The organism is Streptomyces hygroscopicus subsp. hygroscopicus, from assembly GCF_030269125.1.
In the GTDB taxonomy this organism is placed as follows: Bacteria; Actinomycetota; Actinomycetes; order Streptomycetales; family Streptomycetaceae; genus Streptomyces; species Streptomyces hygroscopicus_C.
The window spans coordinates 110,421-137,267 of sequence record NZ_BSSM01000007.1 but is presented as its reverse complement, the minus strand read 5'-3'; the positions used below and the strand labels follow the sequence as shown (position 1 = coordinate 137,267).

The 26,847-nt window shown below is 72.5% G+C and carries 26 protein-coding genes and 1 pseudogene; 10 read left to right on the top strand and 17 right to left on the bottom strand.

The features are described 5' to 3' along the window. Positions 1-101: 101 nt before the first annotated feature. Positions 102-536 (bottom strand): nuclear transport factor 2 family protein, encoded by a 435-nt coding sequence (locus tag QSK45_RS17640; RefSeq protein ID WP_285557912.1) that lies wholly within the window; start codon positions 534-536, stop codon positions 102-104. On the opposite strand from QSK45_RS17640, the gene QSK45_RS17635 reads away from it, so the two are divergent. The 3 genes from QSK45_RS17635 (at position 535) to QSK45_RS17625 (ending at position 4,014) form a co-directional block, all read left to right on the top strand. Beyond that, positions 535-1,812 (top strand): MFS transporter, encoded by a 1,278-nt coding sequence (locus QSK45_RS17635; protein WP_395482237.1) that lies wholly within the window; start codon positions 535-537, stop codon positions 1,810-1,812. The two genes, QSK45_RS17640 and QSK45_RS17635, sit on opposite strands and share 2 nt — an antisense overlap. 284 nt (positions 1,813-2,096) lie before the next feature. Then, positions 2,097-3,227: a tryptophan--tRNA ligase gene (gene trpS, locus QSK45_RS17630; RefSeq protein ID WP_285557909.1), complete on the top strand. Its 1,131-nt coding sequence runs from the start codon at positions 2,097-2,099 to the stop codon at positions 3,225-3,227. A 43-nt stretch (positions 3,228-3,270) separates the two neighbouring features. Further along, entirely contained in the window at positions 3,271-4,014 is a 744-nt protein-coding gene (locus QSK45_RS17625) for a maleylpyruvate isomerase family mycothiol-dependent enzyme (RefSeq protein WP_285557908.1), read from the top strand. Between the two features lie 6 nt (positions 4,015-4,020). Here the strand turns inward: QSK45_RS17625 and QSK45_RS17620 are convergent, their stop codons facing one another. Further along, positions 4,021-4,425, bottom strand: coding sequence for a MarR family winged helix-turn-helix transcriptional regulator (locus QSK45_RS17620; RefSeq protein ID WP_285557906.1), 405 nt, complete (start codon positions 4,423-4,425; stop codon positions 4,021-4,023). Positions 4,426-4,485: 60 nt separating this feature from the next. Next, entirely contained in the window at positions 4,486-5,172 is a 687-nt protein-coding gene (locus QSK45_RS17615) for a TetR/AcrR family transcriptional regulator (RefSeq protein ID WP_285557905.1), read from the bottom strand. A gap of 128 nt (positions 5,173-5,300) precedes the next feature. Here QSK45_RS17615 and QSK45_RS17610 point away from each other — a divergent pair, with 128 nt between their 5' ends. Next, positions 5,301-5,756 carry a nitroreductase family deazaflavin-dependent oxidoreductase gene (locus QSK45_RS17610; RefSeq protein WP_285557903.1) on the top strand — a complete coding sequence of 152 codons (456 nt, stop codon included), beginning with the start codon at positions 5,301-5,303 and terminating at the stop codon, positions 5,754-5,756. On the opposite strand, the gene QSK45_RS17605 is transcribed toward QSK45_RS17610, so the two are convergent. Further along, positions 5,746-7,014 (bottom strand): geranylgeranyl reductase family protein, encoded by a 1,269-nt coding sequence (locus QSK45_RS17605; protein WP_285557901.1) that lies wholly within the window; start codon positions 7,012-7,014, stop codon positions 5,746-5,748. The genes QSK45_RS17610 and QSK45_RS17605 overlap by 11 nt on opposite strands. A gap of 169 nt (positions 7,015-7,183) precedes the next feature. On the opposite strand from QSK45_RS17605, the gene QSK45_RS17600 reads away from it, so the two are divergent. Further along, entirely contained in the window at positions 7,184-8,536 is a 1,353-nt protein-coding gene (locus tag QSK45_RS17600) for a dipeptidase (RefSeq protein WP_285557899.1), read from the top strand. A 434-nt stretch (positions 8,537-8,970) separates the two neighbouring features. Here QSK45_RS17600 and QSK45_RS17595 read toward each other — a convergent pair whose 3' ends face one another. Continuing rightward, positions 8,971-9,816, bottom strand: a complete 846-nt coding sequence (locus QSK45_RS17595; protein ID WP_285557898.1) for a helix-turn-helix domain-containing protein — start codon at positions 9,814-9,816, stop codon at positions 8,971-8,973. A 94-nt stretch (positions 9,817-9,910) separates the two neighbouring features. Here QSK45_RS17595 and QSK45_RS17590 point away from each other — a divergent pair, with 94 nt between their 5' ends. Then, complete coding sequence (locus tag QSK45_RS17590; RefSeq protein ID WP_285558286.1) at positions 9,911-10,723, top strand: alpha/beta fold hydrolase; 813 nt, start codon at positions 9,911-9,913, stop codon at positions 10,721-10,723. 76 nt (positions 10,724-10,799) lie between these two features. Then, entirely contained in the window at positions 10,800-11,501 is a 702-nt protein-coding gene (locus tag QSK45_RS17585; protein WP_285557896.1) for an MBL fold metallo-hydrolase, read from the top strand. 3 nt (positions 11,502-11,504) lie between these two features. On the opposite strand, the gene QSK45_RS17580 is transcribed toward QSK45_RS17585, so the two are convergent. Together QSK45_RS17580 and QSK45_RS17575 are read right to left on the bottom strand one after the other, a co-directional pair. Beyond that, complete coding sequence (locus QSK45_RS17580) at positions 11,505-12,548, bottom strand: NUDIX hydrolase (protein WP_285557894.1); 1,044 nt, start codon at positions 12,546-12,548, stop codon at positions 11,505-11,507. A gap of 144 nt (positions 12,549-12,692) precedes the next feature. Further along, the gene (locus QSK45_RS17575; RefSeq protein WP_285557892.1) at positions 12,693-12,887 is read right to left on the bottom strand and encodes a hypothetical protein; all 195 of its coding nucleotides are present in this window, start codon (positions 12,885-12,887) and stop codon (positions 12,693-12,695) included. A gap of 184 nt (positions 12,888-13,071) precedes the next feature. Between QSK45_RS17575 and QSK45_RS17570 the strand changes: the two are divergent. Beyond that, positions 13,072-13,423, top strand: a pseudogene (locus QSK45_RS17570) (hypothetical protein). Positions 13,424-14,144: 721 nt separating this feature from the next. On the opposite strand, the gene QSK45_RS17565 reads toward QSK45_RS17570, so the two are convergent. Continuing rightward, complete coding sequence (locus QSK45_RS17565; protein ID WP_285557890.1) at positions 14,145-15,092, bottom strand: ROK family protein; 948 nt, start codon at positions 15,090-15,092, stop codon at positions 14,145-14,147. Positions 15,093-15,271: 179 nt separating this feature from the next. On the opposite strand from QSK45_RS17565, the gene QSK45_RS17560 reads away from it, so the two are divergent. Further along, positions 15,272-16,357, top strand: a complete 1,086-nt coding sequence (locus QSK45_RS17560; protein WP_285557888.1) for a LacI family DNA-binding transcriptional regulator — start codon at positions 15,272-15,274, stop codon at positions 16,355-16,357. A 505-nt stretch (positions 16,358-16,862) separates the two neighbouring features. Here QSK45_RS17560 and QSK45_RS17555 read toward each other — a convergent pair. From QSK45_RS17555 to QSK45_RS17535, 5 genes are all read right to left on the bottom strand, one after another. Then, positions 16,863-18,161, bottom strand: coding sequence for a DUF6986 family protein (locus QSK45_RS17555; protein WP_285557887.1), 1,299 nt, complete (start codon positions 18,159-18,161; stop codon positions 16,863-16,865). Between the two features lie 158 nt (positions 18,162-18,319). Further along, positions 18,320-19,282, bottom strand: a complete 963-nt coding sequence (locus QSK45_RS17550) for an electron transfer flavoprotein subunit alpha/FixB family protein (RefSeq protein ID WP_285557886.1) — start codon at positions 19,280-19,282, stop codon at positions 18,320-18,322. A gap of 53 nt (positions 19,283-19,335) precedes the next feature. After that, complete coding sequence (locus QSK45_RS17545) at positions 19,336-20,121, bottom strand: electron transfer flavoprotein subunit beta/FixA family protein (protein ID WP_285557885.1); 786 nt, start codon at positions 20,119-20,121, stop codon at positions 19,336-19,338. A gap of 228 nt (positions 20,122-20,349) precedes the next feature. Continuing rightward, entirely contained in the window at positions 20,350-20,859 is a 510-nt protein-coding gene (locus QSK45_RS17540) for a flavin reductase family protein (RefSeq protein WP_285557883.1), read from the bottom strand. 229 nt (positions 20,860-21,088) lie between these two features. Continuing rightward, positions 21,089-21,523 (bottom strand): thioredoxin family protein, encoded by a 435-nt coding sequence (locus tag QSK45_RS17535; protein WP_285558283.1) that lies wholly within the window; start codon positions 21,521-21,523, stop codon positions 21,089-21,091. Between the two features lie 205 nt (positions 21,524-21,728). Between QSK45_RS17535 and QSK45_RS17530 the strand changes: the two genes are divergently transcribed. Further along, positions 21,729-22,457 carry a lysophospholipid acyltransferase family protein gene (locus QSK45_RS17530; protein ID WP_285557881.1) on the top strand — a complete coding sequence of 243 codons (729 nt, stop codon included), beginning with the start codon at positions 21,729-21,731 and terminating at the stop codon, positions 22,455-22,457. 249 nt (positions 22,458-22,706) lie between these two features. Here the strand turns inward: QSK45_RS17530 and QSK45_RS17525 are convergent, their stop codons facing one another. The 4 genes from QSK45_RS17525 to QSK45_RS17510 all read right to left on the bottom strand — a co-directional run bounded on the left by QSK45_RS17525 (position 22,707) and on the right by QSK45_RS17510 (position 26,660). Next, positions 22,707-23,297: a transglutaminase-like domain-containing protein gene (locus QSK45_RS17525; RefSeq protein WP_285557879.1), complete on the bottom strand. Its 591-nt coding sequence runs from the start codon at positions 23,295-23,297 to the stop codon at positions 22,707-22,709. A gap of 86 nt (positions 23,298-23,383) precedes the next feature. Continuing rightward, positions 23,384-24,454 (bottom strand): threonine aldolase family protein, encoded by a 1,071-nt coding sequence (locus tag QSK45_RS17520; RefSeq protein WP_285557878.1) that lies wholly within the window; start codon positions 24,452-24,454, stop codon positions 23,384-23,386. Continuing rightward, entirely contained in the window at positions 24,451-25,215 is a 765-nt protein-coding gene (locus QSK45_RS17515) for an SDR family oxidoreductase (RefSeq protein ID WP_285557876.1), read from the bottom strand. The genes QSK45_RS17520 and QSK45_RS17515 overlap by 4 nt, the downstream gene beginning before the upstream one ends. 47 nt (positions 25,216-25,262) lie before the next feature. Beyond that, positions 25,263-26,660, bottom strand: coding sequence for a DUF6421 family protein (locus tag QSK45_RS17510; RefSeq protein ID WP_285557874.1), 1,398 nt, complete (start codon positions 26,658-26,660; stop codon positions 25,263-25,265). Positions 26,661-26,847: the final 187 nt, after the last annotated feature.

Sequence of the window (26,847 nt, the reverse complement as noted above, 5' to 3'; positions counted from 1 at the left end):
CTATACACCAGTCCGGACGCAAAGCAAGCCACCCGGGCGCCGAATGGGCTCACGTACCGGCCAAATCCTGTCCTCAGGAGGCCATTTCGGCAACCGCCGGCCTACGCACGCAGGTGCCGGCTCACATCGCCCACGAGGTGGATCCGGACTCGCCGCTCCGCGAACTCCCAGCGCTCCCCCCTGCGTTCGAAGCGGTCCTCGTAACGCCCCGCGGCGATGGGCTGCAACGGCAGCTCGGGCAGGGCCTGGAAGACGGTGACGCGGGAACGCGCGGCGGCGGTACCCGCCTCCTCGTCCACCTCGACGGCGATGTTCGTGACGGCGTGATGGGTCCGTGGCGTACCGTCCTCGTAGAGGATCACGGTGTCCCGGAGCATCCTCTCGACGGCCTCGCTCCCCTCGGCCGGCGCCCCGCTCCCGACGAAGACACCCCCGGCGAACAGCGCACCGACCCCGGCGAAGTCACCGGCGTCGACCAACTCGGCATACCTGGCGATCAGGTTCGGGACGGCGGTCGTACCCGCGGCTGCGTCCATGACACCCGAGCGTACGGCCCCACGCCGAAACCCCTTGCCGCGCCCCTCGGCCGCACCCTACGCTGACTTTGTGCCGCTAATAAACAAAACCCGAACGCACAATGTCGTGCCGGGCCGGGAACTCGTCGCGCTGCGAGTGTCGATCACCGCGTTCTTCGCGCTGGACGGGTTCGTCTTCTCGGGATGGGTGGTGCGGATCCCGGACATCAAGCACCAGACCCACGCCTCCGCCGGGGCGCTCGGCCTCGCGCTGCTCGGGGTGTCCGCCGGGGCCGTGCTGACCATGATGCTGACCGGGCGCCTGTGCCGCCGGTACGGCAGCCACCCGGTGACGGTGGCCTGGATGGTCGTCCTCGCCCTCAGCGTCGCCCTTCCCCCGCTCACCCACTCCGCGGTCGCGCTCGGCGCCGTACTGCTGGTCTTCGGCGCGGCGTACGGGGGCGTCAACGTCGCGTTCAACAGTGCCGCCGTCGATCTCGTCGCCGCCGTACGACGGCCGATCATGCCCAGCTTCCATGCCGCGTTCAGCCTCGGCGGGATGGTGGGCGCGGGCGTCGGCGGGCTGGCCGCCGGTTTCCTCTCGCCCACCCGCCATCTGCTCGGCATCACCGTGATCGGGCTGCTCGTGACGGCCGTCGCCGGGCGGGCGCTGCTGCGGCACGACCCGCCCCCGCCGCCGGCCGACGACCAGGAGCCCGCTCGGGCCGGTGCGGGCCGAACCCCCCGCGCCGGTGGGCGCTGGCTCGTCGTGGGCTTCGGACTGGTCGCGCTGTGCGACGCGTACGGCGAGGGCGCCATGGCCGACTGGGGCGCGCTCCATCTCAAGCAGGACCTGACGGCGTCCGCGGGGACGGCGGCGGCCGGGTACGCCTTGTTCGCGCTCGCCATGACCGCCGGGCGGCTCTCCGGCACGGCGCTGCTGGGCCGTCTGGGCCGGGCCCGTACGGTGATCGCCGGTGGCTCCGTCGCGGCGGTGGGCATGCTGCTCGGCTCGCTGGCGCCGTCGGTCTGGGTGGCGCTGGCCGGTTTCGCGGTCACCGGGCTCGGACTCGCCAACATCTTCCCGGTCGCCATCGAGCGGGCCGGCGCTCTCAGCGGGGCCTCGGGCGTCGCCGTCGCCTCCACCCTCGGCTACGGCGGCATGCTGCTCGGGCCGCCCGCGATCGGGTTCATGGCCGACTGGTTCTCCCTGCCCACCGCCCTCACCAGCGTGGCCGTGCTGGCCGCCGTGGCCGCCCTCGTCGGGGTGGCGACGCGCCGGGGCCTGAACGGCTGACGCCTTCCCGGCCGTCCCCGCGCATCCGGCTCCCCGGCTTTCCGGGGGGCCGGCGGACGAGGGGGGACCGGGGGCGTGGCCGGGCCCACGCTGGCCGGCCGCCCCCGGCCCCGCTATCATTGCCCCATGCATCTTTCGTCGTGTCCGTGCTGGTGGCGCTCCTCGTAGGAGCGGCCGCCGCACAGGCATGAACCGGGCCGTTCGCATGGACGGCCCTTTTCGTGTCCCTGGATCAGGGGCGGGGCGTCCCGGCGGCCCCCGTCGATCCACCACCAGGAGACCGAATGAACCCCGATCAGCAGCCCGTGCCGTCCGAGGCTTCCCCGACTTCCGAGGCCCCGTCGGCCGCCGGCACTTCCGACGCGCTCGGTACGTCCGCCGCGCGGACCCGCAGCGCGGAGCTGGAGAAGCTGATCACCGAGGACCCGGCGAAGTTCCGGATCCTGACCGGCGACCGGCCCACCGGACGGCTGCACCTGGGCCACTACTTCGGCACGCTCCACAACCGGGTCCGGCTGCAGAACCTCGGGGTGGAACTGTTCGTGATCATCGCGGACTACCAGGTGCTGACCGACCGCGACGTCGCGGACGACCTGAAGGGTCACGTGGAGGAGCTGGTCCTCGACTACCTCGCCATCGGCGTGGACCCCGAGCGCAGCACGATCTTCACGCACAGCGCCGTCCCCGCCCTCAACCAGCTGATGCTGCCCTTCCTCAGCCTCGTCTCCGTCGCCGAGCTGAACCGCAACCCCACGGTGAAGGACGAGATCGTCCACTCACGCCAGTCCGCGGTCAGCGGTCTGATGTTCACCTATCCCGTGCACCAGGCCGCCGACATCCTCTTCTGCAAGGCCAACCTGGTCCCCGTGGGCCAGGACCAGCTCCCGCACCTGGAGGTGACCCGGACCGTCGCCCGCCGCTTCAACGACCGCTACGGCAACGGCACCCCCGTCTTCCCCCGCCCCGAGGCCCTGCTCTCGGAGGTGCCGCTGCTGCTCGGCACCGACGGCACCAAGATGAGCAAGAGCCGGGGCAACTCCATCACCCTGGCCGCCACCGCGGATGAGACCGCGCGGCTGCTCAAGGGCGCCAAGACCGACTCCGAGCGCCGCATCACCTACGACCCGGCCACCCGTCCGGAGGTCTCCTCGCTGCTCCTGCTGGCCGCGCTGTGCCAGAACCGGACACCCGAGGAGGTCGCCTCCGACATCGGTTCCGCGGGCGCGGCGGCGCTGAAGAAGACCGTGACCGAGGCGGTCAACGAGTACCTGGCCCCGATCCGAGCCCGCCGCGCCGAGTACGCCCGGGACCGCGCCGAGCTGCGCCGCATCCTGCGCGCGGGCAACGAGCGGGCCAACGCCGTGGCCGACGCCACCCTGGCCGAGGTGCGGGCCGCGATGAACAGCGACTACTGAAACCCTGGTGCGGCGCGGCGGGCACGTCCGGCAGGATCGCCCCATGCAGACCGCCGATTTCCTCCATGCCCTCGACCGCGAGGGCCAGTTGCTCGCCGCGGCCGCCGACCGGGCCGGCACCGACGCCAAGGTTCCGACCTGCCCCGAGTGGCAGGTGCGGGACCTGCTGCGGCACACCGGCGCCGTCCACCGGTGGGCCGCGGCCTTCGTCGCCGAGGGACACACCACGCCCCGGCCGATCGGCGAGGAGCCCGACCTCGACGGCGCCGAGCTGGTCGCCTGGTACCGGGACAGCCACCGCCTGCTGGTCGACACCCTGTCCGCCGCCCCCGCCGACCTGGAGTGCTGGACCTTCCTCCCGCTGCCCGAGCTGTCGCCCCTGGCGTTCTGGACCAGGCGGCAGGCGCACGAGACGACCGTCCACCGGTACGACGCCGAGGCCGCCCGGGGCGGGACGCCGTCCCCGGTCACCTCGGCCCTCGGGGCGGAGGGCGTCGACGAGTTGCTGCGCGGCTTCCACGCCCGGTCCAAGAGCCGGGTGCGGACGGCCCAGCCGAAGGTGCTGCGGGTACGCGCGACCGACGCGGGACGGGACGCGGTGTGGACCGTACGGCTCACCTCGGACGAGCCTCCGGCGGCGGTCCGTGGGGCGAGCGGGGAGGCCGACGCCGAACTCTCGGGTCCCGCCGACCAGTTGTACCTGGCCCTGTGGAACCGCGTCCCCGTCCCGCATGTCTCCGGGGACCACGCGCTGGCCGCCTTGTGGCAGGAGACGTCCGGGATCTGAACCCCGTCAGCCGGGAAGGTCCGGTTCCGCGAGCATCCGGGCCAGTACCGCGCGCTGCACCGGCCGCACCTCGGCGTGCAGGGCGCGGCCCTTCCCGGTGAGGGCCACCCGCACACCCCGGCGGTCCTCCGCGCACACGCCCCGCTCGACCAGGCCCTCCTTCTCCAGGCGGCCGATGAGCCGGGACAGCGCGCTCTGGGTGAGATGGACGCGCTCGGAGATCTCCTGGACGCGGTAGGCGCAGCCGTGCGGACCCCGGCACTCGGCCAGCAGGTCGAGGACCTCGAAGTCGCTGGCACACAGGCCGTGGACGTTCAGTGTCCGGTCCAGTTCGCACTGGGTGCGGGCGTGCAGGGTCAGGATGCCCCGCCACTGCGCCACGAGTGCCCGCTCGTCCGTCGTCGAGGTCATCGACGCACCGTAGCAGTCCCATGGGCGGGTAAAGAAAGCCGGTACCGAGCCTCCGGGCGGCTACCCGAGACCGGCCCCGTGCGCCAGCCCCGTGGCCGCGTACCGGAAGAACCGCTCGCGGTCCTCGATCACGTTGTTGAACTGGCCGAACAGCTCGAAGCTCACCAGGCCGAACAGCTGCGCCCAGGCCGCGACGAGGGCGGCGGCCACCTCGGGCGTCAGGTCGGGCGCGAGGTCCGCGGCCAACCGCTCCGCCTCCGGGCGCAGTTCGTCGGGCAGTGGGAGTTCGGCGAGGCCGGGGCCCTGCTGGGCGTCGCGGAAGATGCCGATGAGGACCATGCCCGTGCGGGCGGCGGCCGGGATCGTGGTCTCGGGGGCCGCGTAGCCGGGCACGGGCGAGCCGTAGATCAGCGCGTACTCGTGCGGATGGGCGAGCGCCCAGGCCCGTACCGCCTCGCACACCGCCGTGAAGCAGGCCGCGGGCGGGGCGTCGCCGGCGTCCTCGCGCGCCTTCTCCGCGGCGGCGCCCAGGGCGTCGTACGCGTCGATGATCAGCGCGGTCAACAGCTCGTCGCGGCTGGGGAAGTAGCGATAGAGGGCGGAGGAGACCATGCCCAGCTCACGGGCGACGGCACGCAGGGAGAGCTTGACCGCGCCGTCGGCCGCGAGCTGCCTGCGGGCCTCTTCCTTGATGGCCGCGGTTACCTCGTTCCTGGCCCGTGCGCGGGCTCCCTGTGCGGTGGTCATACCCGTCATTCTGCCACGTGCGAGATCAGTGCACACAAAAAAGAGCAGTGCTCTTGCAACGGAGCACCGATCTCCCTCATGCTGGTGTCAGTCAAGAGCGCTGCTCTGCGAAACCGTGGGAGTTCACCATGTCGTCGTCTTCGCCGTACTACCTCAAGGGCAGCCCGCTGAACGTGCGCCTGAACAGCGTGATCGGGTGGCTCGCCCGGCACGGGATCAGCTTCGCGGGCACCGCCGAGATGTCCGTCAAGGGCCGCAAGAGCGGCAAGATGCAGCGCATCCCGGTCAATCCGCACACCTACGACGGCGGGCAGTACCTGGTCTCGGCGCGCGGCCACTCGCAGTGGGTGCGCAACATGCGTGCCGCGAACGGCGGTGAGCTGCGCGTCGGGCGCAAGGTGCGCACGTTCACCGCGGTGGAGCTTCCCGACGCCGAGAAGCTCCCCATCCTGCGGACCTATCTGGAGAAGTGGGGCTGGGAGGTCAACCAGTACTTCGCCGGGGTGACCGCCGACTCCTCGGACGAGGAGATCGTGGCGTGCGCCGGCGACCACCCCGTCTTCCGGATCACCGTCACGAACTGACGGGCTCGCCCTCGGACTTGGCGGGCTCCGCGGCGTCCGCCGACACCGCCGGGCCCGGGTCCAGCACGGTCAGGGCGCGCTGGGCGAGCGGGTGGGAGCGGACGATCTCCCCGAGGGAGGTGGCGCCCCGCGTGATGTTGCGGAACGCGTTCCAGGCCGGACGGAAGCCGGTGAGGGCGGCGTGGAAGAGGCCGGGCCGCCGCTCGAAGGCCGCGAGCAGGCGCCTGCCGACGCTCATCTCCACCCCGAGCCCCGCCTTGACGGCGAAGGCGTAGTTCAGGGCCTGGCGGCGGGTGTCGACGGCGTCGTGCGCCTCGGCTATCCGCACCGCCCACTCGCCGGCCAGCCGGCCGGAGCGCAGCGCGAAGGAGATGCCCTCACGGGTCCAGGGCTCCAGGAGTCCGGCCGCGTCGCCGCAGACCAGCACCCGGCCGCGGGAGAGCGGCGAGTCGTCGGCGCGGCAGCGGGTCAAGTGCCCGGAGGAGACGGTCGGCTCGAAGCCGGCCAGGCCGAGGCGGGCGATGAAGTCCTCCAAGTAGCGCTTGGTCGCCGCGCCCTGGCCGCGGGCGGAGATCACGCCGACCGTGAGCGTGTCGCCCTTGGGGAACACCCAGCCGTAACTGCCGGGCATGGGGCCCCAGTCGATGAGCACCCGGCCCTTCCAGTCCTCGGCGACCGGCTCCGGGACCGGGATCTCCGCTTCGAGGCCGAGGTCCACCTGGGCCATCTTCACGCCCACATGGGCGCCTATCCGGCTCGCGCTGCCGTCCGCACCGACGACCGCGCGGGCCAACACCGTCTCGCCGCCCTGAAGGACGACGGCGACGGTGCGCCGGTCGGGGACCGCCGAGCCGTGCTGCTCGACGCGCTGCACCGTCGCGCCCGTACGCAACTCGGCGCCCGCCTTCTGGGCGTGCTCGACCAGTTGCTGGTCGAACTCGGGCCGGTTGATCAGGCCGAACAGCATCTGCCGGGAACGGCGGGTGCGGGTGAAGCGCCCGTTGTTGGAGAAGGTGACCGCGTGCACCCGGTCCCGCAGGGGCAGCTCGAAGCCGGGGGGCAGGGAGTCCCGCGAGGGGCCGATGATGCCGCCGCCGCAGGTTTTGTAACGGGGCAACTCGGCCTTCTCCAGCAACAGGACGCGCCGCCCCGCGACCGCCGCCGCGTAGGCGGCCGACGCCCCCGCCGGTCCCGCGCCCACCACGACGACGTCCCATACTCGCTGCACGTCGTCCGCCGAAGAGTTCTCGCCGCTCACGATGGTCTACTGCTCCGATCAAGCCGCTGCCGCTCCCCGCGCCCGCGACATGCCGCGAGCAGGGGGTAACCCGATGTATCCCGCATCCTACGGCCGCAAGCGGGGTGCGCCACTGTGGGAGGATCGATCCACCCAGCAGGACAACGTCGCACCTACGAGGAGCGTGCCCATGTCGTCGAATCCGGTCGCCGAGACCGTCGCCTCGCTGCTGCCCCGGGCCAAGGCGGAGCTGACCGAACTGGTCGCCTTCCGGTCCGTGGCGGACTTCGAGCAGTTCCCGAAGAGCGAGAGCGAGGCCGCCGCGAACTGGATCGCCGACGCGTTGCGCGCGGAGGGATTCGTCGACGTCGCCCTGCTCGACACCCCCGACGGCACCCAGTCGGTGTACGGCTGTCTGCCGGGCCCGGAGGGCGCCAAAACGGTTCTGCTCTACGCGCACTACGATGTGCAGCCGCCGCTGGACGAGGCCGGGTGGACGACTCCGCCGTTCGAGCTGACCGAGCGCGACGGACGCTGGTACGGCCGGGGCAGCGCCGACTGCAAGGGCGGTGTGATCATGCACCTGCTCGCACTGCGTGCGCTGAAGGCGAACGGCGGCGTCCCGGTGACCGTCAAGATCATCGTGGAGGGCTCCGAGGAGCAGGGCACGGGCGGCCTGGAGCGGTACGCCGAGCAGCACCCGGAACTGCTGACCGCGGACACCATCGTGATCGGCGACGCGGGCAACTTCCGGGTGGGCCTGCCGACCGTCACCACGATCCTGCGCGGCATGACGCTGGTCCGGGTGAGTGTCGAGACCCTCGCGGGCAATCTGCACTCGGGCCAGTTCGGCGGTGCCGCTCCGGACGCGCTGGCCGCGCTCATCCGGGTGCTGGACTCGCTGCGCGCCGAGGACGGTTCCACGACGGTGGACGGTCTGGACGCGTCGGCCGTCTGGGACGGCCTGGAGTACACCGAGGAGCAGTTCCGCTCGGACGCCAAGGTGCTGGACGGCGTGGGGCTGACCGGCTCCGGCTCGGTCGCCGACCGGCTGTGGGCCCGTCCGGCGGTCACCGTGCTGGGCATCGACTGCCCGCCGGTCGTCGGCGCGACGCCCTCGGTGCACGCCGGGGCGCGTGCGCTGGTCAGCCTGCGGGTGCCGCCGGGCGTGGACGCGACGGAGGCGAGCAAGCTGCTCCAGGCCCACCTGGAGACGCACACCCCGTGGGGCGCCCGCGTCACCGTGGAACAGGTCGGCCAGGGCCAGCCGTTCCGCGCCGACGTCTCCAGCCCCGCCTACCAGGCGATGGCCGACGCGATGGCCGTCGCCTACCCGGGCGAGACCATGCAGTACGCAGGCCAGGGCGGCTCCATCCCCCTGTGCAACACCCTCGCCGGCCTCTACCCCGACGCGGAGATCCTCCTGATCGGCCTCAGCGAACCGGAGGCCCGGATCCACGCGCTGAACGAGAGCGTCTCGCCGCAGGAACTGGAGCGCCTGTCGGTGGCGGAGGCGCTGTTCCTGCGGAACTACGCGGGATAGCGGCCCCCGCCGGGAGAGTGCGGGAGGGGCCGCCACCGGCCGACGCGCGAGACGGCCCTCCGGGCGATCGTCGCCGGCCGCGGCAAGGGTGGGGCCGCCGGTGCGATCACGGTCGCGGCCCATCTGACCGACACCGGTGAACCGGCCGGGACCGGTGTCCCTCTCTGCCCGCGTACACGCCGGTCCGGCAGGTGCGCGCGGCCGCGAACGCCGAGTACGACGCCGAGACCCGTCCGCGCGGCCGCGTCGCCCGCGACCCGGTCGTCGCGGGCCCGGCCGCGGCCGTCGGTGGCCGCGACGCCGACGCACCGCGGTGGCCGCGGCCGGCTCCGCCCCGGCCGCGTCCTGCACGTGGCGCAGGACGCCGACCGGTACGGCTACGACGACCGACGCCCCCTGATCATGGTGCGAGGGCCCTTCTCGCGTACGCCTCCTCACTCGACGGCCACCGTCGCCTGCCACGCACCGGGGCGCATGCCTGTCGCCTTCCGGAAGAACACCGAGAAGTTGGACGCGTCGGGGAAGCCGAGCGCGTCGGCGCAGCGAGCCGCGGTGAGGCGGTCGTGCGCGAGGAGCCGTTTGGCTTCGAGGACGATCCGGTCGACGACGTACCCCTTCGCCGTGCGGCCGGTGGCCTGCTGCACCGCTCGTGACAGGGTGCGGGGCGCGTACCCCAGAGCACGGGCGTAGTAGCCGGCGTCGTGATGTTCCCGGAAGTGCGCCTCGACGCTGGACCGGAACAGCCGGAACACCGGATGGGTGAGCCGGGCTTCGGCGTGCGGCGGCCGGAGCCGGGCGAGGAGCGCGGAGAGAAGGATCTCGGGCAGCTCCGCCGAGACGTCCCCGGGCGGGGCGGATGCCTCCAGGAGGAGATGGTCGCGCGCGGCGTCGACGAACGGCCAGTCGGCGTCGGGGACGCTCCAGTGCGCGGCCGGATCCGGGGACGCGACGAGCTCCCGGGTGGCACGGGTGACCGGCGCGGTCGGCACGAACAGCACGAGGTGCCCGGCCACTGCGGCGATGTCGTCCCACCGGTGCACCGCCCCGGGGGGCACCCACACCGCGGACCGCTCCTCGAGCGGGTGCGGGAGGAAGTCCACCGTGACGGAGCCGTGCCCGCTGTCGACGACGGCGAGGACATGGAAGTCGGCACGCTGCGTGCCGCCGTCGTTCAGCTCGCGAAGGCGGTCGAACGTCATCGTCTCGACCGCGGCGGCACGGCGCCCGGCGGGCTGGTAGGTCATCTGCCGGATCACGCGCACGTGTCCAGTTTCCACCATCGCGTGACCGCTCACGCCGATGCCCCGCCCCGGCCGCGGAGTTTCCATGGACACGAGGGAAAACCCCCCGGAACACCGAACCGAGAGAGCCATGATGAACGCGACGCAGCAGACGCCACTGCCCGTTTACGACCACCGGCCGGGTGCCGGACCGACCCTGGTGTTCCTGCACTACTGGGGTGGTTCCGCCCGGACCTGGGACCTCGTCGTCGACCGCCTCGCGGGCCGTGACCTGATCACTGTCGACTTCCGCGGCTGGAGCCGCTCGGGCAGCATGCCCGGCCCCTACACGCTGCGCCGGCTCGCCGACGACACCCTCGCCGTGGTGGCCGACGCGGGCGTCACCGACTACGTCCTGGTCGGGCATTCGATGGGGGGCAAGGTCGCGCAGTTGGTCGCGGCGACCCGGCCCGCCGGCCTGCGCGGGATCGTCCTCGTCGCTTCCGGTCCCGCGAAGCCCGCCGGACAGGCCACCCCCGAGTACCGGGAAGCCCTTTCCCACGCCTACGACTCCGACGAGTCCGTGGCCGGGGCACGGGACCACGTCCTCACCGCGACCGAGCTGCCCGCGTCGGTCAGGGCGCGGATCTCGGCCGATTCACGAGCCGCCGCCGACGCCGCCCGCACCGAGTGGCCCCTGCGCGGCATCGCCGAGGACATCACCGAGCACACCCGCGTGATCGGCGTTCCCGCCCTCGTCGTCGCCGGAGAGAACGACCGTGTCGAGCCCGTCGACGTGCTCCGCGACAACCTGGTGCCCTACCTCTCCCGAGCCGACTTCACGGTGATCCCGACCACGGGTCACCTGATCCCGCTGGAGGCTCCGGCCGACCTCGCCGACGTCCTCACGGCCTTCGCGCCCGCGGCCCGACCGCCCGCGCGCCCCAGCGACGGGCTCCGCCCCTGATCGCCCTGAGCCGAGCGGTGTCCGCCCCGGGCGGAACGGGGTCGTGGCCGGCGGCGGCTCGGCCTAGGGTCGGCGTATGGACGTGATCGAGCTCCTGCCGCGGCTGCATCTGCTCCTTTTCCCCGTCGGCCAGGCGTATCTCTGGCAGGACGGTGAGGAGTTGACGCTGGTCGACGCGGGGCCGATCGGGTCGGGGGCGCTGATCGCCGATGCGGTCAGGGGGCTGGGGCGGTCCCCGCAGGACGTGCGACGGGTCGTGCTGACGCACTTTCACGAGGACCATGCGGGCGGGGCGGGCGAGTTCGCCGCGTCGAGTGGGGCGGAAGTGCTGGCGCACCGGCTGGACGCCCCGTTCGTGCGGGGTGAACTCGCGGGCCCGCCGCCGCGGTTCGAGGAGTGGGAGCTGCCGATCCATGCCGAGGTGTCCCGGCACCTGCCCGAGGGAACTCCCCTGCCGCCGCCCTCGGTGACGGAGGTCACGGACGGCGAGGTGCTCGGCTTCGGCGGCGGTGCCACCGTGGTGCACGTGCCCGGTCACACGGACGGCAGCATCGCCCTGTTCCTGCCCGCCGAGGGGGTGCTGTTCACCGGCGACACGGTGGCGGCGTCCCCGGTGGACGGCACGGTGATACCGGGGGTGTTCAACCTGGACCGGCACCAACTGTCCGACTCGGTACGGCGCTTGGCGGACGTCGGCGCCGACGTGGCGTGTTTCGGGCACGGCGCCCCGGTGATGCGGGGCGCCTCGGCCGAACTGCGCGGGGCGACCGCGAGGTGACCGTCAGCCGACCGGCACCCCTGCCTCCAGGTACAGCGCGGTGCCGCGTTCACGGGCGCGCAGGGCCCAGCGCAGGCGCTCGTAGCGGACCGGGGGCAGCATGCCCGCGGCCTCCTCCTCGGTGGCGAACCGCCAGTCGCGCAACTCCGGCCCCGGCAGCGCCACTCGGGCCGCCTCCTCGCGGGACAGCCGACCGCCGTCGAAGAGCAGCCGGAGCCCGCCGTAGCCGGGGGGCACGGGCCGTTCCCAGTCCACCACCAGCAGCCGGGGCACCTCCCGCAGCCGTATCCCCGTCTCCTCGGCGACCTCGCGCATGCCCGCGCGGGCCGGGGCCTCGCCCCGCTCCACCACACCGCCGGGGAACTCCCAGCCGGGCTTGTAGGTGGGATCCACGAGCAGGACCCGGTCCTGCTCGTCGAAGAGGAGCACTCCCGCGGCGAGGGTCTCCGCGGTGGGCTCGGGAGTCTGCACGATGTCGCAGGGTGTGAAGTCGCCGCTGCCGACCGACTCCGCGATCCGCACGGCGGTCTCGTAGGGGGTCAGCGCGCTGGTGTCGACCAGGTGCGCGTCGGCGGCGAGCCAGGAGGCGAGGGCGGCGCGGTACGGCTCGATGTGATCGTACGACCACTGCCGGACCCGCATCTCACCGTCCGGCAGCTCGGGCGGTACCTCGCGCCCGGCTATTCGCGCACGCAGGATCGTTTCGGCCGGGGCGAGGACCAGGTGCCGCACGGGAATCCGGCGGGCGGCGAGTCCCCCGAAGATCTCGTCGCGGTGCTCCTGGCGCAGCAGGGTCATCGGCACGACGAGCGTGCCGCCCAGTTCGCCGAGCATCGCGGCGGCCGTGTCGACCACGAGCCGGCGCCAGATCGGCAGGTCCTGGAAGTCGCCTACCTCGGCGAGGTGTTTGGGCGGCAGCAGGTGTGTGAGTGACCCGCCGATGACCTCGGGGTCGAGGAGCGCGCTGTGCGGGATCAGTTCGATCAGTTCCCGTGCGGTCGTGGTCTTTCCCGCACCGAACGCGCCGTTGATCCAGACGACGGTCACGGACTTCCCCCTCTTCTGTTGGCCCCCTGAGGCTTGCCCGCTCCACCCTGCCACGGAAACCCCGCTGCGGTGAGGGTGCGGTAAAGCGCGGTGCCGGTGCCCCCGCGAGGGGACACCGGCACGCGTTCGGCTCGGGCCGCCGGGCTACTCCTGGCCCTGCCCCGGAGCGTCGGCGGGGGCCAGGCTCTCGTGGCTGACCAGATCACCGGCGGAGTGCAGGGTGCCGGAGACGTCGAGGCCGTCCAGGGGCCCCTTGTCCGCCGCGTGGGACGGGGTGACGGCGGCCACGACGAAACCGGTGGCCAGGGTGGCGAGGGCGAGGATGCTGCGCTTCTTCATGCGCGGATCAACTCCGCGACGGGGCCCGGGGTCACGCGGGTACCGCCGGAACACCGAAATCCGCCGACCGCGGCGCCGGGAAGGTCGGTAACGTCCGGTGCCGCGACCCGCCCGCTCGGGCCGAGGGCCCGGGACCGCGGGCTGCGGATCACAAAATCCGTACGGCGACCGGAGGAGCGACATCATGCCCCGCGCCCGCCCCGCCACCACCCCCTGGCGCCCACCGGGCCGGGGAGCTGGATCTGGTGCGCGAGCCGGTGCGGCGGGCCTGGCCGCCCAGGCTGCCGGAACAGCCGATCTTCTACCCGGTGCTCGACGAGGACTACGCGATCCGGATCGCCCGGGACCGGAACGTCCGGCACGACGGCGCCGGGTTCGTGACCCGTTTCGAGGTCGACACCGGGTTCCTCAGCCGGTATCCCGTCCGCCGGGCCGGCGGTGAGACCATTCTCGAACTGTGGCTGCCCGCAGAGGAGTTGGACGAGTCCAACGCCCTTGTCGTGGGCCGGATCGAGGTCGTGCACGCGTTCCGGTGAACCGTGGCGCGCGTATCGCGAGGAGGACGCGTGCCTCCCGCCTTCCCGTCCGGCACGGCCGGCGCCGGGGCCGGGGACGTGGTCGAGGGCGTCGTACGGCCGGCGGACCGGCTCGTCTCGACCGCCGTCGGGCTGTCCGGGACCGCGTTGCGGGCACCTTCGAGACGTCCGGGGTGGACGCGGGGCATGTGCTCGCGCAGGTCGCGTACGGCGCCGACGCGTACACCTGGACGCTCGGGCTCGCTCGTACCGGCCGGGAGCCCGGTCCGAGGGCGGCCGCGACGACGGTGGCGCGGGCTGCCGTACTGCCCGCCGAGCGGCCGGCCGACCGGCCGCGGACCGGTCTCGACCGGTCCGCCTACGGGTCGCGCGCTGCCCGCGCCTGCCTGGGGGCGGCCGGCCGGCCGGCGCCACCCGGCCTGTTACCTGCCGCTGCGCTGCCTGCGCGAGGCGGAGACCCACCATGTCGACCTCGCCGTCGGCCATGGCACCGAGCAGTGACCGGGCCGCCACGTCGGCTGAGCCCTCGACGACATGCCCTCGACGACACCCTCACCGCGCTGGGAGTGCCGGGATTCCCGTCGTTTCCGCGGAGGCCGTCGATCTCGGGCGGTACTGGACGGCGTCGGTGACGGGACCGAACGTCACCGGCGAGGGGCATCGCGTTCTCGGCCGGCCCGACGACCCGGACCGACCGGTACCGGCTCCGACCGGCGACCGCCTAGAGCCGCACCAGCCCCGGCCCACTGATCAGTGCCGCCGCCGCGGCTCCCACCAGACCCGCGTCCGTCCCCATCCGCGCGGGCACCACCGTCAGCCGCCGCACGAACGACAGCGTGGCGTAGTCGGCCAGCGCCTCCCGCAGCGGCGCGAAGAGGATGTCGCCCGCGTTGCCGACCCCGCCGCCGATCACCGCGATGTCGATCTCGACCAGCGTCGCGGTGGCCGCGATCCCGGCGGCGAGCGCCCGCGCCGCCCGTTCGAAGGAGGCCGCGGCGACCGGGTCGCCCGCCCGCGCGGCGGCGGCCACCGCGGCGGCCGAGGTGTCGCCGTCGGGGCCCGGCCGCCACCCCTGTTCCCTGGCGCGGCGGGCGATGTTCGGGCCGCTGGCGATCCGTTCCACACAGCCGCGCGAACCGCACGGGCAGGGGTCGCCGTCGAGGTCGACGCTGATGTGCCCGATGTGCCCGGCGTTGCCGGTCGGACCGGGGTGCAGTCGTCCGTTCAGGACCAGGCCGCCGCCGACGCCCGTCGAGACCACCATGCACAGCGCGTTGTCATGACCGCGGGCGGCGCCCTGCCAGTGCTCGGCGGCGGTGATCGCGACGCCGTCGCCGATCAGCTCGACCGGCAGTCCGCCGGTGATCGCGCGCACCCGCTCGACCAGCGGGAAGTCCCGCCAGCCCGGCACGTTCACCGGGCTGACGGTGCCCGTGGAGGCGTCCACCGGGCCCGCGCTGCCGATGCCGACCGACCGGACCAGTCCCCACAGGGACGAACCGGCGAGTTCGCCGAGCACCTCCTCGACGGCCCGCATGACCGTGTCGCCGTCCTGCCGGGCGGGGGTGGCACGCTGGGCCCGCTCCAGGATCAGTCCGCGGCCGTCCACCAGTCCGCCGGCGATCTTGGTGCCGCCGATGTCCAGGGCTGCCACGAGGTCGGTGCGCATAAGAGTCAGATCTCCCCGTTGAACGGTCGGGAACCAGGGACAGGGCGGGCGGCGCGGTGAAGGGGCGCGGTCCCGCGCGGAGCGGTGGACAGTCTCTCGCGCACCTGACAACGTTGTCCAGGCTCTATGCTCGACGCCACATCCTCATACAACCCCATGGGCCGCCGCACCACACCACCATGGGGACCACGGACGACAGGACAGGACAGCGCATCGTGCCCGAGACCACCCGCCGCGCAGACCGCCACCCCGGGAACCGGTACGGCAACCGTCCGACGATGAAGGACGTGGCGGCACGGGCCGGTGTCGGGCTGAAGACGGTGTCGCGGGTGGTCAACGGCGAGCCCGGGGTCACCCCGGACACCGAGCGCCGGGTGCAGGAGGCGATCGACGCGCTGGGCTTCCGCCGCAACGACAGCGCGCGGGTGCTGCGCAAGGGCCGCACCGCGAGCATCGGCCTCGTCCTGGAGGACCTCGCGGACCCCTTCTACGGACCGCTGAGCCGGGCGGTGGAGGAGGTCGCCCGCTCGCACGGCGCCCTGCTGATCAACGGCTCCAGCGCCGAGGACCCGGAACGCGAGCGGGAGTTGGCGCTGGCGCTGTGCGCGCGGCGGGTGGACGGCCTGGTGGTGATCCCGGCCGGGGACGACCACCGCTATCTGGAGCCGGAGATCAGGGCGGGCGTGGCGACGGTGTTCGTGGACCGTCCGGCCGGGCGGATCGACGCCGACGTGGTGCTGTCCGACAACTTCGGCGGGGCGCGCGACGGTGTGGCCCATCTGATCGCACACGGCCACCGCAGGATCGGGTTCATCGGGGACATGCCCCGCATCCACACCGCGGCCGAGCGGCTGCGCGGCTACCGGGCGGCCATGGAGGACGCGGGGATACGGGTCGAGGACCGCTGGATGTCGCTCGGGGTGACGAGCCCGGAGCGGGTGCGCCGGGCGGCGCAGGAGATGCTGTCCGGTCCCGACCCCGTCACCGCGGTCTTCACGGGCAACAACCGGGTGACGGTCACCGTGGTCCGGGTCCTTTTCGAACAGTCCCGGCAGGTCGCCCTCGTCGGATTCGACGACTTCGAACTGGCCGATCTGCTGCGGCCGGGCGTCACGGTCGTCGCCCAGGACGCGGCGGCCCTCGGCCGCACGGCGGCGGAGCGGCTCTTCCGGCAGCTGGACGGCGGTCTCGTCGCGCCCGAGCGGATCGAGCTGCCCACCCGGCTGATCACCCGCGGCTCGGGCGAGCTGCCCCCGGCCGGCTGAGACGCCCCGGGTCCGGCTCGCCCCGCGGCCGGACCGGCGGCGGCTGGACGTGACCGACGCCGTCGAGCCGGTGCCGCTCCCCGCGGCGGCGTCCGGCGGGCCCGGCTGCCCGCACCGGGCGTCCAGGTCCGACTGGCCGACGGCACGGTGCCGTCGCGGACGTCGACCGGCACGGTGTGCCGCGCGGCCGTTCCCGGGCCGGCGCCCGCCGCTCACCGGACTCCTCGCCCTGTCACCGCGGTGGTGCGCGCTGTTCGGGGTGGCACCGGGAGTTCGGTGAACGGGCGCGCGGCGGCGAGGGGTCGTGCGCGCGGCACCCGGCTGTTCGCCCAGCACGCCTGCGGGACGAAGCGGTGACTCGAACCGTGTCCCCTCCACGACCTCCGCGCATCCCAGCTGCGGGCCGCGCTGCTCACCGCGTTCGGCTTGCCCGCCACGGCGTTGACGAACCGCACGGACGCGGCCGACCGCGCGTTGCTCCAGGCGTTCAGCCCGCGAGCCCCGACTACTGCGCCGACGCGGTGAGACCGCCGCGCCGGGGCGCCGCGAAGCCCTCCAGTCCCGCGCGGCTCAGCCCCGTGCGCCCGGTCACCTCGGCGAGGTCGAGGGCGCCGCAGTCCAGGCCGCGCAGCAGATAGCCGCCGAGGGCCTTGGCGGTGGCGGGTTCGTCCAAGACGTCGCCGCCGGTGCGGTCGGCGTACCGGGCGAGGCGGTCCGCGGCCTGCTCGAAACCCTCGCGGTAGAAGGCGAAGACGGCCGCGTAACGGGTCGGGAGGTGGCCCGGGTGCATGTCCCAGCCCTGGTAGTAGGCGCGGGCGAGGGCGCGCCGGGTGAGGCCGTAGTGCAGCCGCCAGGCGGCGTGCACCTGCTCGGCGGGGCCGACGGGGAGGACGTTGGTGGAGCCGTCCGAGACGCGTACGCCGGTGCCCGCGGCGGCGACCTGCATGACCGCCTTGGCGTGGTCGGCGGCCGGATGGTCGCCGGCCTGGTAGGCGGCGGAGACGCCCAGGCAGGCGCTGTAGTCGAAGGTGCCGTAGTGCAGCCCGGTGGCACGGCCCTCGGCGGCCTGGATCATGCGGGCGACGGTCGCGGTGCCGTCGGTCGCCAGGACGGCCTGGCTGGTCTCGATCTGTATCTCGAAGCCGAGCCGCCCCGCGTCCAGTGCGTGCGCCTTCTCGAAGGCCTCCAGGAGCCGCACGAAGGCGCTCACCTGCTCGGCATAGGTCACCTTCGGCAGGGTCAGCACCAGCCCGTCGGGCAGTCCGCCCGCCGCCATGAGGCCGGTGAGGAAGACGTCGAGGGTGCGGATGCCGCGGTCGCGCACCGCGGCCTCCATGCACTTCACGCGGATGCCCGTGTACGGCGCCGCCGTACCCTTCTCGTACGCCTCGGCGACCAGCCGGGCCGCGCGGGCCGCGGTCTCGTCCTCCTCGGCGTCGGGGCGGGGGCCGTAGCCGTCCTCGAAGTCGATCCGCAGGTCCTCGATCGGCTCGCGCCCCAGCTTGGCGCGGACACGGGAGTAGACCGGCTCGGCCAGTTCGTCGGCGAGGCCGAGGACGGCGGCGAACGAGGCGGCGTCCGGGGCGTGTTCGTCGAGAGCGGCGAGCGCCCGGTCGCCCCAGGAGCGGACGGTGTCGGCGGCGAAGGCGTCCCCGGGGACGTAGACGGTGTGGACGGGCTGCCGGGTGCCGGGGTCCCCGGGGTAGCGGCGCGCCAGCTCCGCGTCGACCGGTGCGAGCGAGGCGCCGATCTCCTCGGCGACGGCGCCGGCGAGGCTTGTCGCCACGTTCTCCTGCTGACCCATCCCGCACCCTCCATATTCCGCTTCACGGAATCAACAATCCGTAGAACGAAGTTATCCGGCGTCCTTCCCGCTGGTCAACACCCCGACGACGCCTTCAGGATGCACCGAGGCCCCCGTGACCGCGCGGGTCACGGGGGCCTCGGACAGCCGGTCGGCGATCAGCCCTTGCGGGTCTTGATCTCCTCGGTCAGCTGCGGCACGACGTCGAACAGGTCGCCGACGACGCCGTAGTCGACCAGCTCGAAGATCGGGGCCTCGGCGTCCTTGTTGACGGCCACGATGGTCTTCGAGGTCTGCATGCCGGCGCGGTGCTGGATCGCGCCCGAGATGCCGTTGGCGATGTACAGCTGCGGCGAGACCGACTTGCCGGTCTGGCCGACCTGGTTGGTGTGCGGGTACCAGCCGGCGTCCACGGCGGCACGCGAGGCGCCGACGGCCGCGCCGAGCTGGTCGGCGAGGGCCTCGATGATCGAGAAGTTCTCGGCGCCGTTGACACCGCGACCGCCGGAGACCACGATCGCGGCCTCGGTCAGCTCCGGGCGGCCCGTGGACTCGCGCGGGGTGCGGGCGGTGACCTTGGTGCCGGTGGCCTTGTCGGAGAAGGTCACGGCGAGGGCCTCGACCGCGCCCGCGGCCGGGGCGGCCTCCACGGCGGCCGAGTTCGGCTTGACCGTGATGACCGGGGTGCCCTTGATGACACGGGACTTGGTGGTGAAGGACGCGGCGAACACCGACTGGGTGGCCACCGGACCCTCGTCGCCGGCCTCCAGGTCGACGGCGTCGGTGATGATGCCGGAGCCGATGCGCAGCGCCAGACGGGCGGCGATCTCCTTGCCCTCCGCGGAGGACGGCACCAGGACGGCGGCCGGGGAGACGGCCTCGTGGGCGGCCTGCAGGGCGTCCACCTTCGGCACGACCAGGTACTCGGCGTACTCGGACGCGTCGTGGGTGAGGACCTTCACCGCGCCGTGCTCGGCGAGGGTGGCGGCGGTGTCGGCGGCGCCGTTGCCCAGCGCGACGGCGACGGGCTCGCCGAGGCGGCGGGCCAGGGTCAGCAGCTCAAGGGTCGGCTTGCGGACGGCACCGTCCACGTGGTCGACGTAGACGAGGACTTCAGCCATGGGATTGCTCTCCTGCGTAACGAAGTTGAGGGGCGGTCGGCGGGCGCGAACCCTTAGATGAACTTCTGGCTCGCGAGGAACTCAGCGAGCTGCTTGCCGCCCTCGCCCTCGTCCTTGACGATGGTGCCGGCCGTGCGGGCCGGACGCGCGGCCGCGGTCTCGACCTTGGTGAACGCGCCCTCCAGGCCGACCTCTTCCGCCTCGATGTCGAGGTCCGACAGGTCCCAGGACTCCACCGGCTTCTTCTTGGCCGCCATGATGCCCTTGAAGGACGGGTAGCGGGCCTCACCGGACTGGTCGGTCACGGAGACCAGGGCCGGCAGCTGGGCCTCCAGCTGCTCGGAGGCGGCGTCGCCGTCACGGCGGCCCTTGACGGTGCCGTCCTCGACCGAGACCTCGGACAGCAGGGTGACCTGCGGGACGCCCAGGCGCTCGGCGACCAGCGCGGGGACGACACCCATGGTGCCGTCGGTGGAGGCCATGCCGGAGACGACCAGGTCGAAGCCGGCCTTCTCGATGGCCTTGGCCAGCACCAGGGAGGTGCCGATGGCGTCGGTGCCGTGCAGGTCGTCGTCCTCGACGTGGATGGCCTTGTCGGCACCCATCGACAGGGCCTTGCGGAGCGCGTCCTTGGCGTCCTCGGGGCCGACCGTCAGCACGGTGACCTCGGCGTCGTCCGCGTCCTCCGCGATCTGCAGGGCCTGCTCGACCGCGTACTCGTCCAGTTCGGAGAGCAGACCGTCCACGTCGTCGCGGTCGACGGTCAGGTCATCGGCGAAGTGCCGGTCGCCAGTGGCGTCGGGCACGTACTTCACAGTGACAACGATCCTCAAGCTCACGCCGGCTCTCCTACTGCATCGTGATTTCCTGGCTGCCTCTTGCAGGCAGCATAGGCGCCTGAAGCGGCCGATCCCGATCGGGGCGTCAGCGCGCTCCGAGCGAGATATTACTCGTCAGTACACCCAGTTCATCCCCGCTAAGCAAGCGCTTTGAACTGTGACCTTCGCAACGCAGCGTAACCGGAACCCGACGGCTTCGCAGGGGAACGGGGCGTGATCAACGCCGCATCAGTCGCGCAGCGCCGTGAAGCGGCCCTGGTGGTAGAGGAGCGGGCGGCCGCCGCCCGCCGGATCGCCGAGGACGACCTCCGCCAGCACGATCCGGTGGTCGCCCGCCGGGACGCGGGCGACGATCCGGCAGACCAGCCAGGCGAGCACGTCGTCGAGGACGGGCACGCCCTCGGGGCCGTCGTGCCAGACGGTGGGCGCGCCGAAGCGGTCGGCACCGCTGCGGGCGAAGGTGGCGGCCAGGTCGCCCTGGTGCTCGCCGAGTATGTGGACGCCGATGTGGTCGGACTCGGCTATCGCGGGCCAGCTGGAGGCGCCGGTGCCCACGCCGAAGGAGATCATCGGGGGTTCGGCGGAGACCGAGGTGAGGGAGGTGGCGGTGAAGCCGACCGGTCCCGCGGCGCCGCGCGCGGTGATCACCGCGACACCGGCGGCGTGCCGGCGGAAGGTGGCGCGCAGGAGGTCGGGGGAGGCGAGCTGGGGGGTGCCGAGTCCGGGCAGGGCCGTCATGGAGTTGTCCTTCTGTTCGGGAGGGCGAGCGGGTCCGTGGCTGCTCAGCAGCCCGGACAGCAGGCGCTCGCGGTGCGCGCGAGGTCGACGTGGGCCCGCCCGTGGAGAAGGAGTTCGGTCGGCATACGGTCAGACTGACGATAGGTGGTGCGCGCAGTCAAGTACGGTCCGGGAACTGGGACGTCTCTCACCAGGCGCGGAACGTCTGTCACCGGATGCTGAAGCCCCCTCACACCGCCTCCCCCAGGGCCGCGATGACATCGGCCTTGCGGGGCTGCCCGGCGGCGCGCCGTACTTCCCGGCCGTGCGCGTCCAGCACCAGGACGGTGGGGGTCTTCAGGATCCCGAGGGCGCGTACGAGATCGAGGCGGGCCTCGGCGTCGATCTCGACGTGGGCGACGCCGGGCACCATCGCGGCGACCTCGCCGAGGACGCGCCGGGTGGCGCGACAGGGCGCGCAGAAGGCGCTGGAGAACTGGACGAGGGTGGCCCGTTCACCGAGATCGCCGCCGATCTCCGCCGCGCTCGGACCGGCGGCCGGCCGTCCGGCGCCGTCCGGTTCGGAACCGTCCGGTCCGACGTCCTCGCTCCCGTTCACTCTCGCCCTCCCGCTCCGCCGCCCGTGCAGCACTTCAGGGGCGCCCGCTTCCGCGGGCGTCGCGATGCGAACAACCGGCGGGCCGCAGGGATTCCCGGCGCACCGGCGAATCCCGGGGGACGTGACGAGGATCTCGCCGCGGCCGGGCACCAGAACTGGCTCCCCGCACGTTCTTGGGGCACGATCTGCGAGACGCCGTAAACCTACGGCTGCGTAACTTTCCCGCCGGGAGCCCCTTTCCCGAGCAGAGCAGAAAGGGTTCGTCCCACCCATGGCAGAACTGGTCTACCGTCCCGTCATCGGATTCGCCAAGACGCTGTTCAAGGTCTGGGACCTGAAGATCGACTGCCAGGGGTCGTCCAACATCCCGCGCTCCGGCGGCGCCGTGCTGGTGAGCAATCACATCAGCTACCTGGACTTCATCTTCAACGGCCTGGCCGCCCTGCCGCAGAAGCGCCTGGTGCGGTTCATGGCGAAGGACTCCGTGTTCCGGCACAAGATCTCCGGCCCGCTGATGCGCGGCATGAAGCACATCCCGGTGGACCGCGGGCAGGGCGAGGCCGCGTACGCGCACGCGCTGGACTCGCTGCGCTCCGGTGAGGTCATCGGCGTCTTCCCCGAGGCCACGATCTCCCAGTCGTTCACCCTCAAGAGCTTCAAGTCGGGCGCGGCCCGGCTCGCCCAGGAGGCAGGGGTGCCGCTGGTCCCGATGGCGCTGTGGGGCACGCAGCGGCTGTGGACCAAGGGCCACCCCCGCGACTTCAAGCGCAGCCACCTGCCCGTCACCATCCGGGTGGGCGAGGCGGTGGAGGCGCCGCGCGACCAGTACGCCGGGGCCATCACCCGCCGGCTGCGCGAGCGCGTCCAGGAACTGCTGGACGCCGCCCAGCGCGCCTACCCCGGCCGCCCGAAGAGCCCGGAGGACAGTTGGTGGCTCCCGGCCCACCTGGGCGGTACGGCACCGACCGCGGACGCGCTGCGGGCCGCCGAGGCCCACTGACACACCGTCCTGCGGTGTGGCCGCCCACCCGCCGAGGCGCCCGGTCATGACGGGAGGGCCGGCCGGCTCTCGGCTGCCGGCCGCCCTGCGGGGGCCGGGCGATGCGGCGTTGGTGGAAAGCGGGGTGCGCGGCGGGCGTCGGTCGCCGCCTCCGCGTTCCCGCCGACGGGGCCGCGATGCCGCGCGGGACGACGGCGAGCACCGCCGGCCGCTTCCCCCGCCGCTCCCCCGCGGGTCGTGCCGGGGAGGTCACAGGGTGCTCGGCAGCGTCCTCCCCAGGGCCTCGCGGTCGGGGGCGGTACGCAGGGCGTCGAGGACGGCCGGGTGTGCGGTGGCGTACAGCGTCGGGTGGTCCCGTTCGTCCGCGGCCGGGTCCGCAATCCAGGCGAGCCGTTCGCCGGTCAGGGAGAACCGCGCGTCGACACCGGGTTTGTTGCCGCGCGGGTCCTGGCGGTGCCATGCGCCGTGGAAGCGGACGGCCACCAGGCCGTGCAGCACGTGGGCGCCCCCGTCGTCGCGCAGGCGCTGATAGCACAGGGCCGTCGGGATGTCCTCCGCGCGCAGCAGGGCCGTCAGCGCGTGCGCCTTGGCGTGGCAGATGCCCGTGCGGCGCGCGAGCACGTCGGAGGCGCGCCAGGTGACGCGGAGATCGCCGGTGTCGGCCGAGTGCGGGATGGTGTCCCGGACGAACTCATAGGCAAGGCGCGCATAGGCATACGAGTCGGTCGCCTCGGCGGCCAGCCGCGCGGCCGTCTCCCGAACCATCGGATGGTGATGGTCGATGACCTCGTCGGCGGCCAGATAAGCGGAGAGGTCCGCGGTTTCCTGGATCAGCTGCATGCTCGCAGAGCATAGGTACGCGATCACCCGACAGTCAATGACTTTCCAGGTGACCGCATACCTATGCAGCCATCCAGGCGCCTGGCTCAGCGCGCCATCTCCTCCTTGACGGCCGCCACGAAGGTGTCGACGTCCTCCTCCGTGGTGTCGAAGGAGCACATCCAGCGCACGGTCCCGGCGGCCTCGTCCCAGAAGTAGAAGCGGAAGCGCTTCTGCAGCCGCTCGCTCACGTCGTGCGGGAGCTGGGCGAAGACGCCGTTGGCCTGCACCGGGTAGAGGATCTCGACACCGTGCACCGCGCGCACGCCCTCGGCCAGCCGCTGGGCCATCTCGTTGGCGTGCCGGGCGTTGCGCAGCCACAGGTCCTTGGCCAGCAGGGCCTCCAACTGCACCGAGACGAAGCGCATCTTGGAGGCGAGCTGCATGGACAGCTTGCGCAGGTGCTTCATCTTGCGCACGGCGTCCTGGTTGAGGACCACGACCGCCTCGCCGAACACGGCGCCGTTCTTCGTCCCGCCGAGCGAGAGGATGTCGACACCGACCGCGCTGGTGAACGTGCGCATCGGCACGTCCAGGGAGGCGGCCGCGTTGGCTATCCGGGAGCCGTCCAGGTGCACCGTCATGCCGTGTGCGTGGGCGTGCTCACAGATCGCGCGGATCTCCTCGGGCGTGTAGAGCGTACCCAGCTCGGTCGACTGGGTGATCGAGACGACCTGCGGCATCGCCCGGTGCTCGTCCTCGAAGCCCCAGGCCTGCCGGTCGATCAGTTCGGGCGTGAGCTTGCCGTCCGGCGTGGGCACGGTGAGCAGCTTCAGGCCGCCCATCCGCTCGGGCGCCCCGCCCTCGTCCACGTTGATGTGCGCGCTCTCGGCGCAGACCACCGCGCCCCAGCGGTCGGTGACCGCCTGGAGCGCGACCACGTTCGCGCCGGTGCCGTTGAAGACCGGGAATGCCTCCGCGGTGGCACCGAAGTGGCTGCGGATGATCCGCTGGAGGTTCTCGGTGTACTGGTCCTCGCCGTAGGCCACCTGGTGGCCGCCGTTGGCCAGGGCCAGGGCGGCCAGCACCTCCGGATGCGCCCCGGCGTAGTTGTCACTGGCGAAACCGCGGACCTCCGGGTCGTGATGACGACGCGCGTCGGTCCTGGGAGGGTTCACGGCTTCTCGGTCAGCCACAGACGGTTTCCGTTCAACTCGGCGGCGGACTTGCTCCAGACGCCCTCGATGGCCTCGGCCAGGTCCTTGACGTCCGTGAAGCCCGCGAACTTCGCGTTGGGGCGTTCGGCGCGCATCGCGTCGTGCACCAGCGCCTTGACCACCAGGATCGTAGCCGCCGACGTCGGACCCTCGGCGCCCTCCGCCTTGCCCGCCTTGCGGAAGAAGTCGGCCATGGCCAGCGTCCACGCCTCGGCGGCGGCCTTGGCCGCGGAGTACGCGGCGTTGCCCGCGGTGGGCTTGGACGCGCCGGCGGCGCTGATCAGGACGTAGCGGCCGCGCTCGCTGCGCTGGAGGGCCTCGTGGAAGGCGAGCGAGGTGTGCTGCACGGTGCGCACCAGCAGCAGCTCCAGGAAGTCCCAGTCGTCGAGGCTGGTCTTCGTGAAGGTCTCGCTGCCGCGCCAGCCGCCGACCAGGTGCACCAGGCCGTCGACGCGGCCGAAGTCCTTCTCGATGCGCCCGGCCCACTCACGGGTGGACTGCAGGTCGAGGAGGTCCACGGTGTCGCCCGTGACCGTGGCGCCGCCGGAGGCGTAGCGGGCCGCGTCCACGGCCTCCGACAGACGCTGCGGGTCGTTGTCCGCTCCGACGACGGTCGCCCCGGCCTCGGCCAGGCGCAGCAGCGTCGCCCGGCCGGCGGGTCCGCCCGCGCCGGCCACCGCGATCACCGCACCGCTGAGCGCCCCGTTCGACCCGTTCCCCATGATCTTCCCCTCTTCAGCAGTGGTGTGTGTGGGCGGTACGCCGTCAGTCACGCGGCGAGCCGCTCGGCGGCGTCCGCCGTGATGCCCTTGGTAGAGGCGATCACATTCTTCAGCTTCTTGGACAGGGCTTCAAAGAACATGCTCAGCGGAAACTCGTCCGGGAGCACGTCGTCGACCAGCTTGCGCGGCGGCAGGGTCAGGTCCAGGGCGTCCGGGCCCTTGGCCCACTTGGAGCCGGGGTGCGGGGCGAGGTACTCGGACACCAGCTGGTAGCCGGCGAACCAGTGCACGAGCTTGGGGCGGTCGATGCCGTCCCGGTACAGCGTCTCGATCTCGGCGCACAGCTGGTTGGTGACCTGCGGGGCGCGCTCCCAGTCGATGGACAGCTTGTTGTCCGTCCAGCGCACGACGTCGTGCTTGTGCAGGTAGGCGAAGAGCAGCTGGCCGCCGAGGCCGTCGTAGTTGCGCACGCGGTCGCCGGTGACGGGGAAGCGGAACATGCGGTCGAAGAGCACCGCGTACTGCACGTCACGCGCCTGCGGGACGCCGTCCGCCTCGAGCTTCACGGCCTCCTTGAAGGCGGTGAGGTCGCAGCGCAGCTCCTCCAGGCCGTACATCCAGAACGGCTGGCGCTGCTTGATCATGAACGGGTCGAACGGCAGGTCACCGTGGCTGTGGGTGCGGTCGTGGACCATGTCCCAGAGCACGAAGGCCTCTTCGCAGCGCTTCTGGTCGTGGACCATCGCGGCGATGTCCTCGGGCAGTTCGAGACCCAGGATGCCGACGGCGGCCTCGGTGACCCGGCGGAAGCGGGCCGCCTCGCGGTCGCAGAAGATGCCACCCCAAGAGAAACGTTCCGGCGCCTCACGGACGGCGATGGTCTCCGGGAAGAGGACGGCCGAGTTGGTGTCGTAGCCCGAGGTGAAGTCCTCGAAGGTGATGCCGCAGAACAGCGGGTTGTCGTAGCGCGTGCGCTCCAGCTCGGCCAGCCACTCGGGCCAGACCATGCGCAGCACGACCGCCTCCAGGTTGCGGTCCAGGTTGCCGTTCTGCGTGTACATGGGGAAGACGACCAGGTGCTGGAGGCCGTCCTCGCGGTGCGCCGCGGGGTGGAAGGCCAGCAGGGAGTCCAGGAAGTCCGGCACCTCGAAGCCGCCCTCGGCCCAGCGGCGCAGGTCCTTCACCAGGGCCTCGTGGTACGCCGCGTCGTACGGCAGGAGCGGCGAGAGCTGCTCGACGGCCTCGGCGACACGGCGTACGGCGGCCTCGGCGACGGCCTTGGCCGGCGCGCCCTCGGCGTCGAAGTCGATGGAGCCGTCCGCCGACTGCCATGGCCGAATCTGTTCCACGGCATCCTTGAGCACGGGCCAGGCGGGGTGCTCAACCACCCTGGCCTGCGAAGAAACCTGCCCCTTCACACCCGGCTGCACAAGAATTTCCGTCATTTTCCATCCTCCACGGGAGAACCTCGCGTATGGACACCGTATGCATACCCCGATTCCCCCATCAAGAGGCAGCGCAGGAGATTTTTCTGTCTGGTGACATGGTCACCGACATTTTTCCTGCCGTAAACCGTGACGGCGCTCACTTTCGACCGTCGGGCCGGAGGGCTCGGGAGGGACGGAATCCGGC